Source organism: Rhizobium sp. PAMB 3182, assembly GCF_052908355.1.
Map to the genome: position 1 here is coordinate 1343287 of NZ_CM128607.1, position 12623 is coordinate 1355909.

Sequence of the window (12623 nt, forward strand, 5' to 3'; positions counted from 1 at the left end):
CTTTCATACGTCTGGGTGCCGGGGCCTTCTTAACCGTTATCGCTATAGACATCAGGGCTCGACAATTTTACAAACATGAAAAATCGGTCGGTCCGTTTCCTTTTTTTCAACACCCGAGTTTTTGCAGAATGAGCAGGCTGATTTTCTCACGTTTTGCCCGCTATCTGGATGAAATCGTTCTTCAGGGATCGGTCCGGAAAGCTGCGGAAAGGCTCAATATTTCGGCGTCTGCGATCGACAAGCAGCTGATCCGTGCCGAAGAGGAGCTGGGCGTCCCGCTATTCGAGCGCCTGCCGCGGGGTATGCGACTGACGGCTGCGGGTGAGATACTCATTCACGGTGTGCGCGACTGGCACAAGGAACTCGATCGCATCCGCTACCAGATTGAAGAGCTGAAGGGGCTGCGGCGCGGAGAGGTGAAAATCGCGGTTGCGCAGGAGGCGATCGGCGGCTTTCTGCCTGGGGCGCTGGCGACCTTCATCAAGGCGCATCCGCGCATTAGCACGCTTGTCACGGTGGTCGATTCGGAGCGAGTGCGTCAACTCGTGATGGATGGCCAGGCTGAATTTGGGCTGACCTTTAGCCCGCAACCGCTGCCGGGAGTGAACGTGAGCCGTTCAATCGAATTCACCCTCCGGGCCATGATCCCAGCGACCCCGGACAATAGCGGGAAGCAATCCATCTCCTTGCAAGACTTTTTCAGGGCACCCACGATCGTTCCAGATGCAAGCACTCAACTGAGAGACGCAGTTGACGTTTTGGCTGCGCGGATATTGGCTCAACCTCGACCGGTCCTGACGACAAACAGCCTGACGCTCATGCGCTCCATGGTGCAGGAGGGGTGTGGTGTCGGTCTGATCGCTGTCTTGCCCGATGCAGATATTGCCCAGGACGGAGGTATCATGCATCTGCCCTTTGCCGACCGGGGTATCCCGCGTTTGTCTTTGTCACTCATTGTGGCGCCAAACCGTAGTCCGTCGATGACGTCCATCGAGCTCAGGAGACATCTGGAAGAAAAGTTTGATCAGCTCGCTGAGCGAAATGAAGTTGTGTAATCGTGTTGCTGCCTGATGCGTTCAATTGCCGACTTCGAGAAGGCGCAGCCGTTATTGCGGCGGGCATATGAGTGTGGGTAGCGAAGTGGAAGAGAGCGAGCGCGAAAAGATGCGCAGGAGAGCGTTATGAGCGAGACTGTAAAACTGTTGGAAGTCGCGGCTTGGCCGGTGGTGACCTTGATAGGGCTACTAATGCTGGGCCCTGGGGGATATTTGATGAAGTGACCTGCCACTGAACTTTCACCCAGCGGCGACTAGAGCCGCGGCGGTTTTGAATACGCCAACAGGCGCGGTGTGAGCAACCGGCGGAAACGCGAAGCTTTCATCTTGCGCAGCGTTGGAGCCGGTTGCGGCGATGGTCCCGGCAAAGTCTGCCGGGGTTTGGTATCCGAGCGATGAGTGCGGCCGAAAAGTATTGTAATCGTCCGCCCATTCGGCAATGGCGCTTCGGGCATGATCGAGGCCGAAGAACAGGCTCTCGTTGAGCAACTCGTCGCGCATCCGACCGTTAAAACTCTCGACATAGCCGTTCTGCATCGGCTTTCCCGGCGCGATGTAGTGCCACTCGACCTTGTGATCCTTCGACCAGGCAAGGATGGCATTCGAGGTTAGTTCGGTGCCGTTGTCGGAGACAATCATTCCTGGCTTGCCGCGTCGTTCGATCAGCGTCGTCAGTTCTCGGGCGACACGTCGACCGGAGATGGATGTGTCCGGGATGGCCGCCAGGCATTCGCGCGTCACATCATCGACAATGTTGAGCACGCGGAAGCGTCTGCCGCAGGCAAACTGGTCATGCACGAAGTCCAGCGACCAGCGGGCATTGGCCTTCGCTTCAACCAGGATCGGCGCACGCGTGCCGCCCGCACGCCGCCGGGCTTTTCGCTTGCGAACGGAAAGACCTTCCTCGCGATAGAGCCGGTAGATGCGATTGACGCCGGACGGCTCTCCGTCCCGCCGAAGCAGGACGAACAGTCGCCGGTATCCGAAACGCCTTCGCTCATTGGCGAGGTCGCGCAGCTTCGCCCGCAATTCTACCTCCGGCGGTCGGCAGGACCGATATCGCACCATCTTCCGATCCGCAGATATAATCTGGCAGGCCCGCCGTTCCGAAAGACCCATGACGGTCTTCAGATGCGTGACGGCGTCGCGTTTGGCGGCGGGCCCTACCATTTTTTTGCAAGAAGCTCGCGAACTGCGGCTGCATCCAACATCTGTTCGGCCAGCAGCTTCTTCAGTCTCGCGTTCTCGTCTTCAAGTGCCTTCAGCCGCTTCGCCTCGGAGACTTCCATGCCGCCGTATTTGGCTTTCCAATTATAAAACGTTGCTTCTGAAATCCCGTGCTTGCGGCAAAGGTCGGCCGCTTTCGCGCCAGCCTCCTGCTCCTTCAGCACCGCAATAATCTGCTCTTCCGTAAATCGCTGCTTCTTCATTCGTCCGTCCTTTGATGGGCCGGACTCTAATCCAATCTGGAGGAAATTCTCAGTGGCAGGTCACTGCCAGACAGCAGCCGCTTTGTCGTCAGGCGTCAGTTCACGGCGCGATCGCACCTCATCGAACTCGGCACGCCAGCCTTCAATCACGGGCCAAAGGCGCTTCTTGGCCTCGTTCTCGTCCTTGGTGCGCAGCGATTTCTTGCGCGTGGAGGTGCCATAATGGGCCACCAGATCGAGCGGAACATCCAGCCTGGCATAATAGGTTGCCCCACGCCGTTCGAGATATGTGACCCTTGCCATTTCTGCCCATCCGTAGCACTATTCCGGAACACCCACCCGGAACACTGCTAGAAAATAAGTCTTTTAATTGCAATAGGTTGTTTCGTATCAAGGTGTTGATAAAAGTTGGATTACTTTCCAGGTGCCCCAGCCAACCTCACTAAATTCCTGATAAAAAAGACTTTTACGCCCGTTTGGATCCCGTTTTGGCATCATTGGCGATGTGAATAGCCCGGAGATTTGCGGGCATCTTCTTTCCTGATTTTGCGGCAAGAAGCCTCTGAAGAGCAAATCGAGTTCAGCGACGAGTTCAAGTACAATGCGTTGGGCCGGATCACCCCGAGGGCTTGCCGGCATCAAAGCTGATAATCGGCCACAAATGCCGTCCCGGCATCCATGACGGCAGACCGCCGTTGTCATCGACAACACACCGGATCTGCAATTCGACGTCGAGGCTACGGACAAGGCATAGGCCGCAAACATCAGTCCCCTGTATGCGGACCGCCGCGGACTCGCTTGTCTGGCCGCCATCATCGATCTTTACTCCCGCCGGGTCCTTGGCTGGTCGGTGCAGCACCGTCAAAGCACCAGTGTCGTGCTGCAGGCATTGCTGATGGCTGTCTGGCGGTCCAAGCCGAAGGGCAAGCGCATCAGAAGCGGAATGCCGTCGCCTGCCGAGTGCGAAAAGCGGCAGAAACCGAACCCCGAGGAGGTCCACAATACGCACGCCCATTCAGCCGACGGGTGATGTCACTCACTTGGCCCGCACCGCAAACGCTATCCTACCTGTTGAGAACAGCACGCCTCCCGACACGACCAGTTCCGATCGTTGCCGGGAAGCCCTTTTTTACCAACTGAATTGGCGCGCAATGCTAACCCTACATCTCGTGGCCGCCAAGCAGTCCTGCAGACATTACGGCCATCCAGATCGCCATCGCCACCATCATCAGGTTCTCGGTCAGCGAGATGAAGCCCAGCGGGACATTGCTCGATCCGCCGACGCAGGCGCATTTCAACTCACGGCGGTCGATATACACCGCCTTGAAGACCGAGGCTGCGCCGACCGTGCCAATGAACAAGGCGACCGGAACCGAAAGCCAGTTGAGCACGCCAGCCACCATCAGCACCCCGGCAAACGCCTCCGCATAGGGATAGATATAGCTGTACGGGACCCAGCGCTTGGCGAGGAGGTCATAGTTCAGGAACATGGTCGAAAAGCTTTCCACGTTCTGCAGCTTGAGCAGTGCGAGCACCACCATGGAGAAGGCGATGAACCATTCCGCGGCGCGAACCGTGAGGGCATCGCCGTTGACGGCATAGCTCGCGGCCAGCGCCATCAAGGCGGTCAAGGTGAAGAGCACTGCAACAGGTCGGTAACTTGTTGCTTTGGGGTCGACAACCTTCTTGCCCAGGAACCTCCTCAAGTCGTCATGCCCGCCGATCCGCTCGCCGCCTATGAATATCTGCGGCGTGGTGGCGACGCCGTGCTCCTCTTTGAACTTGTCCGTCTCCTCACGGGATTTGAGGTGAATATCCTCCACCTCGTATCCGGCCGACTTGAGCAGATGCGTTGCCTTGAGGCCGTACGGGCATGTGTGCTCAGGCATCACCATGCGGTAAATCGTTGCCTTCCTGGCCTTATGGTCCTGATGAACGCTTTCCAACATTTCACGATCTCCTTTCTCTTGTGAAACTGTTGGCAAGACCATACGTTCCGTACCATAGTACGGAGTCAAGACCCCATGGACATGACAATCGGAAAATTTGCCTCGGCGGGCGGCGTCGGCGTGGAGACCGTCCGGTTCTACCAGCGGCGTGGGCTTTTGCCGACGCCGAAGGGCGGCGATGGAACAAGACGATACTCAGGTGAAGATCTCCGCAGGCTAAAGTTCATCAAGCAGGCGCAGACTGCCGGCTTCACCCTTGACGAGATCGGACGGCTGCTGGCGCTCGATGCCGGCCATGATCGGGAGGCTGTCCGCGCGCTCGCAGGCGCACGGCTCGAGGCGCTCAATGCGCGGATCACGGAGATGGAAGATGCGCGACGCTCGCTCTCACGGTTATTGGGAGAATGCGCATCGGGCACGTCGGGGCCCTGCCCCATCCTGCGGTCCTTCGGGGTATGACCTGCCGATCGGGCGACTGGCGTAACGTCCTTTGTCGACTGACAAGGGACAATACAACAATCGCCAAAGCACACTCGAGCCGAGGCGCCGAGTGTGCAACAATCTGTTACCGTGGCGAAACAGTACGGCTGAGGAACTGCGCCTATTTGTAGAGCAGCAAGGTGCACGGGTGGAGGGTAAATTGTCTTTGGATGCTCCGGTCGAGATCCTGATTGTGGATGATGACGGCCAGATTCTCGCTCTGGTCGCGAAGTTTCTCAGGGCAAACGGCTTTCGCGTTCACACCGCACGCAACGGCGCAGAGATGCAGGAAGCGTTGCGTCGCGCGACCGTCGATCTCATCGTTCTCGACCTGATGCTTCCGGGCAAGAACGGGCTGGAGCTCTGCCGCGAGTTGCGCCGCTCGTCGTCGGTCCCCATCATCATGCTGACCGCCAAGGGAGACGAGACCGATCGCATCATCGGGCTCGAAGTCGGAGCGGACGATTACCTTCCCAAGCCTTTCAACCCGCGCGAACTCCTGGCACGCATCAGTGCCGTCCTGCGTCGCACGCGTTCCGACGACACACAATCGAAGAGGCGCAACGGCCGAGCGTTCGAATTTTCCGGCTGGACTTTGGACACGTTGAAGCGTGAACTCACCGCGCCCAATGGCGTCGTGGTTGATCTCTCCACAGGGGAATACGATCTTCTTACCGCCTTTCTGGAAGCCCCGCAGCGTGTGCTGACCCGCGAGTTTCTGCTCGATGCAGCGCGCAATCGCACCATCGAGGGCTATGACCGTTCGATCGACGTGCAGGTCAGCCGGTTGCGACGCAAGCTGGATCTCACCGGAGACATGATCAAGACGATCCGTGGTGCCGGATATCTCTTTGCATCGGATGTCGCGCGTGTCTGATCGGCGATGGTGGCGTTCCTTCGACAGTCTGAGGCTCAGAACAGCGATCGTTGTCCTTTTCGGCATCACGATCGTGCACTTCGCCAGCCTTGCGACCTATCAGTACAGCCTGGAACAGGAGCTCGACCTGGCAAACGAGGCTCGGCTCGCCGACCAGCTCCTGAGCATCAAGAGAGCGGTGCTGCGCGCGCCTGAAACCGAGCGGGAAAGCGTGGCACACGATTTTTCGGGAGGCTCGATCGATGCGCACTGGGGACCGACTGCCTATGCCACACCCGACGAGAGCGGCTCCGAGCAGTGGCAGGGACTTGATGACCGATTGCGCAAACTGGCGCCGGAGATTGCAGAAGACGGACTGGTCATCGGGGCCGATCTTCAGGCTGGCAATGACCCGCATCTAGCGACCGTCTCGATGAAATTGCCGGACGAGACCTGGGTCAACGTCAATCTGGTATCCTGGCAGCGCAGGCTCCCTCCGCCTCGAGGTTTACTCGTGTCGACGAGCCTTATGGCGATCGCAGCGATTATCGCTTCCGTCCTCTTAGTCAGATGGTTCACCCGTCCCCTGACAGTTGTCGCGAACGCGGCACAGGATTTGTACCGAGGCCGCACGATCGTCCCCATCAACGAGACCGGACCGCGCGAAGTGGTCGAACTGGCCGCCGCCTTCAACGACATGCAGCGACGCATTGGTCGTCTGATCGAAGACAGAACTCAGGCATTGGCGGCAGTGTCCCACGACCTGAAGACGCCGATCACCCGCCTTCGGTTCAGGGCCGAAGATCTTGCAGATGTCGAGGTGAAGGCGGCCATGACGGCGGATCTGGTCGAGATGGAGCACATGATCGACCAGACGCTGTCCTATCTGCGTGGTGACCGAAGCGACGAAGAGATCAAGCCGCTCGATGTCGTCGCCATTCTGGAAACGCTATCGGACGACGCCTCCGATCTTGGGGCTATCGCAACGCTTGGCGGCGCAAGCCACGCAATCGTTCAAGGTCGACGGCTCGCCCTCAAGCGTGCCTTCTCAAACCTCATAGACAATGCGCTCAAATACGGCGAGCAGGCTGAGATCCACGTGACAGATCAGGAAGATAACGTCATCGTTACGGTTCGCGATCGGGGGCCGGGCATCGAGGAGGCGGATATCGATCGCGCGCTCTCGCCGTTCGTCAGGCTGGAGCCCTCGCGAAACCAGAAGACGGGCGGCTTCGGCCTGGGCCTGCCGATCGCGAAGGCGATCATCGAGGGTCATCAAGGCACTTTGACGCTCGGGACCCACAGCGACGGAGGACTGATCGTGACCCTGGTCCTGCCGAAACACCCATCCTCCTGAAACATTCTGTTACACAAGCGCAATCCGCAGATATGCGGGCTGCGGTAAATCCAGCCGACTCAAACTGATTTGGTTGGTTCAACATGGTCGAACGATTCGCCCTTCCCCTATTCGCCCTCGCCGCAACGCTGGTGTCCCTCATTGCCAGCCCCGCGGTCGCCCATGAAGGACACGACCACGGCGCGCCCCCGCCACCGGTCTCTGCGTCTATTGCGCCGCGCGCTGACGCAGCAACGGCCGATCTTGAGTTGGTGGCCGTCGCCCGTGGCGAGCAACTCTGGATCTATCTCGACAGCTTCAGGGAAAATCAGCCCATCGATGGAGCATCGATTGAGATCGACGGGCCCGCCGGAACGTTCACTGCCGAGGCGGTGGGCGACGGGGTCTATATGGCGCAGGCCCCTTTCCTCGCACAACCCGGCACGTTCGATCTGGCAATGACGGTCATGGCGGACGACGTTTTCGACGTGTTGACGGCTTCCCTGGTTATGCCTGAAACGGGAAGCGCTGCCCCACCGAAAGACCATCCCTCGACGCCTCTGGTCAGTGCTGCATGGGCGCAGGATATTGGCGCGCACCTGCAGCGGCAGCCAATCGGCATCTGGCTCGTCGGTGCGGGCGGCTTGGTCGTCGGATGGCTCCTGGCCACGCTGTTGCGCCGACGCGGCACCGCAGCGGTTGTGATCGCCGCCGCCGGTGCCCTGGCCCTTTCTGGCGCAACGGGCGCGGAAGCGGCTGACCCCTCGCCGTCGTCCGTCGTTGGACGGGATGTCGCCCAACGCTTTCCTGACGGCTCGATCTTCGTGCCGAAGGCGACACAGCGGATCCTGGCCATCCGCACGCAGTTCACGGAATTTGAAGCTCATCCGGGGACACTGGAACTGCCGGCACGCGTCATACCGGACCCGTCTGCCTCAGGCTATGTCCAGGCCTCCGTGTCCGGCAGGCTGTCGCCACCCCAAGGCGGATTTCCCCAGCTCGGCACCCGTGTTTCCGCCGGCGATGTTCTGGCACTGGTCCAGCCTTCGATTGGCGCCGTTGACCTGACCAGCCAGCTTCAGCAGGCACACGAACTTGATCAGGAGATCGCGCTGGTCGAACGCAAACTGGAGCGTTTCAAGCGACTCCAGTCCGTGATCGCACGCGGGGAGATCGAGGATGCGACCCTCGAACTGAAGGGATTGCGGGCGCGTCGCTCGAGCCTTGAAAAGTCACCGACCGCCCCCGAGAAGCTCACGGCGCCCGTCTCCGGTGTCGTCGCTGCAGCACAGGCGGTCGCGGGCCAGATCGCCGAACCGAATACGATCATCTTTCAGATCATCGATCCGGCCCGGTATTGGGTGGAAGCCCTGAGTTTCGAAGCACATTCCATCGACGGGACCGCGCAAGGAAAATTCATGGACGGCGCAAGCGCCGCGCTCACCTATCGCGGTTCCGGCCTCGCGGATCGCAATCAGGCCATCCCCGTGCATTTCAGCATTGAGACAGCTCCGGCGGGCGTCCGTGCCGGGCAGTTGCTGACGGTTCTCGCCAATACGGCAGAGGAACGATCCGGCATTGCGGTCCCGCGCACAAGCGTATTGCGGGCGTCAAACGGCCAGTCGCTGGTTTACGAGCACACGAGCGCGGAGCGATTCGTGCCGCGCGAGGTGCGAACCGAACCTCTGGATGGTGAACGCGTGATCATCGTGTCCGGTGTCGAGCCGGGCAAGCGGATCGTGACCCAGGGCGCCGAACTCCTCAATCAGATCCGCTGAGACGCCGATGTTCAACTTTCTCGTCACCCAGTCGCTGAAGAACCGCCTTTTCGTCCTCGCGATCGCCGCCGTGCTGATGATCTACGGCGCGTTCACGGTCACACGCCTCCCGGTCGACGTGTTTCCGGATCTCAACCGTCCGACCGTGACGATCATGACAGAGGCCGAGGGCCTTGCGCCGGAAGAGGTCGAGCAACTTGTCACCTACCCGCTGGAAGCGCAGATGAACGGACTGCCGGGGGTCACCCGCGTCCGCTCGACCTCCGGCGTCGGCCTTTCTATCATCTATGTCGAGTTCGACTGGGACACCGAGATCTTCCGCAACCGCCAGCAGATCGCCGAGCGACTGTCCCTCGTTCAACCGCAACTGCCGGCGAATGTCGTGCCCCAAATGGGCCCGGTGAATTCCATCATGGGCCAGATCATGCTGATTGCCGTGACGGGCCCGCAGACCGTGTCGCCCATGGACCTGCGCGAACTCGCGGACTTCACCATCCGTCCGAGGTTGCTCAGCATTCCGGGCGTGGCCCAGGTCATCCCCATCGGCGGCGAGGTGCGGCAATATCGCGTGTCGCCCAATTCCGCGGCCATGCGGGCGCTGGGTGTGTCCTTCGAACAGATCGAGCAGGCACTCGCCCAGTTCGGTTCCAACACCGGCGGCGGATTCACCGACCAGTACAGCCGCGAGTTCCTGATCCGCAATGTCGGCCGTACACAGAACCTGGATGATCTCGCCGGGATCGTCGTGGCGACGGTCGATGGCCAGGCGGTCACCTTGCGCCAGGTGGCTGATGTCTCGTTCGCATCCCGGTTGAAGCGCGGCGACGCCGGATATCAGGGTCAGTCCGCCGTCATCGTGTCGGTGGAAAAGCAACCCAATGTCGACACAGTCAAGCTGACACGCGAGGTGGAGGCAGCACTCGCCGAGATCAGCGCCACCATGCCGGAGGGCGTGAAGGCCGACCAGATCCTATTCCGCCAGGCCAACTTCATTGAAACGTCGATCAGCAACGTGCAGAAGGTTCTGCTGGAAGCCATCGTCGTTGTCGCCATCATTCTCTTCGCGTTCCTCCTGAACACGCGCACGACAGCGATATCGCTGACCGCCATTCCCGTCTCGATCCTTGTCACGGCCATCGTCTTTCATCTTCTCGGATTATCGATCAACACAATGACGCTGGGCGGGCTGGCGATTGCCATCGGCGAACTTGTCGACGACGCGGTCGTCGACGTCGAGAACATCTTCCGCCGGCTGCGCGAAAACCGGGAAAAGGGCAATCCGCGTTCCGTCTTCGACGTTGTGGTTTCCGCCAGCCAGGAAGTCCGCTCGGGCATCGTCTATGCGACGATGATCATCGTTCTCGTCTTCGTTCCGCTCTTTGCGCTCTCGGGCATCGAAGGCCGATTGTTCGCACCGCTCGGACAGGCCTACATCATCTCGATCCTGGCATCCCTGGTGGTCTCGATCACCCTCACCCCGGTCATGGCCTATTACCTGCTGCCGAGCCTCAAGCGGCTGGACGAGCATGAAGGCGTCATCGTGCGCGTTCTCAAACGCGCAAACCGCCGGCTGCTCGGCTGGTCGTTTGCCCATCCGAAGTTGCTGATGTCGGCGACGCTCGCCGGCGTCGTGGCCGCCGTGCTCTTCGCCGGGCAGTTGCCGCGCTCCTTCCTGCCGCCCTTCAACGAAGGGACACTCACGATCAACATGCTCTTCAACCCCGGCATATCGCTCGCGGAAAGCCACCGCGTGGGATTGATTGCCGAGCGACTGATCATGGAGGTGCCGGAGGTTGAACAGGTCGGACGCCGGACAGGCAGAGCGGAACTCGACGAACACGCCGAGGGTGTTCACTCCTCGGAAATTGAAGTGGCTTTGCACGCCGAAGGACGACCGAAGGACGAGATCATAGCGGACATCCGCTCGCGTCTCTCGGTCCTGCCGATCGCCACCAATGTCGGTCAGCCGATTTCTCACCGTCTCGACCACATGTTGTCGGGCGTGCGCGCCCAGATCGCACTCAAGATATTCGGCGAAGACCTCGATTCCATCCGCAGCTTTGCGGAGGAGTTTCGCGGGAAGCTCGAGGCCATTCCGGGCATTGTCGACCTGCAGGTCGAAAAACAGGTCCGCATTCCGCATCTCGAGGTGCTCGTCGATTACCGGCGTGCGGCGCTTTACGGCATCCAACCCGCCGCCGTCACCGAGCAGCTCGAACGTCTCTCGAACGGCACTGTTGTGTCCCGGATAGTCGACGGCAACAAGCGTTTCGACGTCGTCCTCCGTCTGGAAGATGACATTCGCAGCACCAAGGGGCTGGCCGACCTTTTGATCGAAACGCCTGCGGGATGGATCCCGATCAGCCAGATCGCCCAGGTCCGCGAAACCGACGGCCCGAACCAGATCCTCCGGGAAAACGGCAAGCGGCGCGTGGTCGTACTCGCCAACACCGACGGCGCAGCCGACATGGCGACCGTGATTGCCAATATCCGCGAGGTCATCGCGACCACAAAGCTGCCGCCCGGCTTCTTCGTCAGCCTGGAAGGGACGTTCCAGGCCCAGGAAGAATCCATGCGCACCATCGGGCTGTTGTCGCTCATCTCGCTGGCGATGGTCTTCGCCATCCTCTACTCGCGCTATCGTTCCGTGCTCTTCGTGTCGATCATCATGGCGAGCGTTCCTCTGGCACTGATCGGATCGGTCACGGCGCTGTGGATTGCCGGACAACCGCTCTCGGTCGCCTCCATGATCGGCTTCATCACCTTGACGGGCATCTCGACACGCAATGGTATCCTGAAGATCAGCCACTACATCAATCTGGCGATCCAGGATCAAATGCCCTTCGGCAGGGACCTTGTGGTGCGCGGCTCCCTCGAAAGGCTGACGCCGGTCTTGATGACCGCTCTTTCCGCTGGCGTGGCACTGGTGCCGTTGATGATCGATGCGAGCGCGCCCGGCAAGGAAATCCTGCACCCGGTGGCGATCACCATCTTCGGCGGACTCGTTACCGCCACGGTTCTGGACACGGTCCTGACACCGACCCTGTTCCTGCGCTACGGCCGCAAACCCCTGGAGCGGCTGGTCGAACAGGCGCGGGCACAAGCCGCACAGACAAGCTCCCGAGACCAGCAAGCCGGTCAGCCTATTGAAGCATTTTGATCCTTAAAGGAGTTCCCATGCGTCGCAGTCTTTTTGCACTCACCCTGATCGCATCCCTGGCCGCAGGCCAGGCCTACGCGCACGCCCCTCGTCCCGGCCCGAATGGCGGCGTGAAGGTCGATGCCGGTGCAAACCATCATGTCGAACTGGTGGTTGGCGGCACCGATCAGGTCACCGTCTATCTATTCGACAGCGCCGACCAGCCTGTGCCGGCCGCAGGCTATGCCGCCAGCGCGATCCTCCTGGTGGATGGTGCCGCGCAGCGCTTCGCACTGACGCCGGGCGAAGGCAACAGCCTCGTCGGCACCTCCCCCGTCGCGATCCCGGCAGGGGTAAAGGGCGCCATCAAGATCACGGCGCCCGACGGCTCGACTGCACAAGCGAAATTCTGACGTTCCGACGTTGTGCTTAGCTGCCTCGACGAAGCCGTTTGATGCGATGAATGAAACATGCTGGAGGGGCTCCTCATCTGAAGTCGCGCCTCTCCACCTGCGGAAATCGCTACCGTTCTTCCGCCACGTTGAGGTCAACCCAAAGCAAGAGCCCTTGTTACCGAGGCGATCATAGACTACCCCCGCG

At 60.3% G+C, this 12623-nt stretch carries 10 protein-coding genes and 1 pseudogene; 8 read left to right on the forward strand and 3 right to left on the reverse strand.

The features are described 5' to 3' along the window. Window positions 1-128 precede the first annotated feature (128 nt). Complete coding sequence (locus tag ACU5AZ_RS06735; protein WP_446825250.1) at window positions 129-1055, forward strand: LysR family transcriptional regulator; 927 nt, start codon at window positions 129-131, stop codon at window positions 1053-1055. 240 nt (window positions 1056-1295) lie between these two features. Here the strand turns inward: ACU5AZ_RS06735 and ACU5AZ_RS06740 are convergent. Together ACU5AZ_RS06740 and ACU5AZ_RS06745 are read right to left on the reverse strand one after the other, a co-directional pair. Then, window positions 1296-2485, reverse strand: a protein-coding gene (locus ACU5AZ_RS06740) for an IS3 family transposase (RefSeq protein WP_446822318.1) whose coding sequence is annotated in 2 segments (ribosomal slippage) — window positions 1296-2233 and window positions 2233-2485 — 1191 coding nt in all. Because the reading frame shifts where the segments join, the coding sequence is not laid out codon by codon here. A gap of 60 nt (window positions 2486-2545) precedes the next feature. Next, the gene (locus ACU5AZ_RS06745; RefSeq protein WP_446825251.1) at window positions 2546-2788 is read right to left on the reverse strand and encodes a DUF6538 domain-containing protein; all 243 of its coding nucleotides are present in this window, start codon (window positions 2786-2788) and stop codon (window positions 2546-2548) included. Window positions 2789-3113: 325 nt separating this feature from the next. Here ACU5AZ_RS06745 and ACU5AZ_RS06750 point away from each other — a divergent pair. Further along, window positions 3114-3515, forward strand: a pseudogene (locus ACU5AZ_RS06750) (DDE-type integrase/transposase/recombinase); the annotation flags it as partial. A gap of 130 nt (window positions 3516-3645) precedes the next feature. Here ACU5AZ_RS06750 and ACU5AZ_RS06755 read toward each other — a convergent pair. Continuing rightward, window positions 3646-4434, reverse strand: coding sequence for a MauE/DoxX family redox-associated membrane protein (locus ACU5AZ_RS06755; RefSeq protein ID WP_446825252.1), 789 nt, complete (start codon window positions 4432-4434; stop codon window positions 3646-3648). A gap of 54 nt (window positions 4435-4488) precedes the next feature. Here ACU5AZ_RS06755 and ACU5AZ_RS06760 point away from each other — a divergent pair, with 54 nt between their 5' ends. From ACU5AZ_RS06760 to ACU5AZ_RS06785, 6 genes are all read left to right on the forward strand, one after another. Further along, window positions 4489-4893: a MerR family transcriptional regulator gene (locus tag ACU5AZ_RS06760; protein ID WP_446825941.1), complete on the forward strand. Its 405-nt coding sequence runs from the start codon at window positions 4489-4491 to the stop codon at window positions 4891-4893. 187 nt (window positions 4894-5080) lie between these two features. Continuing rightward, window positions 5081-5791, forward strand: a complete 711-nt coding sequence (locus tag ACU5AZ_RS06765) for a response regulator (RefSeq protein WP_446825942.1) — start codon at window positions 5081-5083, stop codon at window positions 5789-5791. Next, the gene (locus tag ACU5AZ_RS06770; RefSeq protein ID WP_446825253.1) at window positions 5748-7127 is read left to right on the forward strand and encodes an ATP-binding protein; all 1380 of its coding nucleotides are present in this window, start codon (window positions 5748-5750) and stop codon (window positions 7125-7127) included. The genes ACU5AZ_RS06765 and ACU5AZ_RS06770 overlap by 44 nt, the downstream gene beginning before the upstream one ends. 83 nt (window positions 7128-7210) lie before the next feature. Further along, on the forward strand, window positions 7211-8884 hold the full coding sequence (locus ACU5AZ_RS06775) for an efflux RND transporter periplasmic adaptor subunit (protein ID WP_446825254.1): 1674 nt from the start codon (window positions 7211-7213) through the stop codon (window positions 8882-8884). A gap of 7 nt (window positions 8885-8891) precedes the next feature. Further along, window positions 8892-12044, forward strand: coding sequence for an efflux RND transporter permease subunit (locus ACU5AZ_RS06780; RefSeq protein ID WP_446825255.1), 3153 nt, complete (start codon window positions 8892-8894; stop codon window positions 12042-12044). A 17-nt stretch (window positions 12045-12061) separates the two neighbouring features. Beyond that, window positions 12062-12436: a hypothetical protein gene (locus tag ACU5AZ_RS06785; protein ID WP_446825256.1), complete on the forward strand. Its 375-nt coding sequence runs from the start codon at window positions 12062-12064 to the stop codon at window positions 12434-12436. Window positions 12437-12623: the final 187 nt, after the last annotated feature.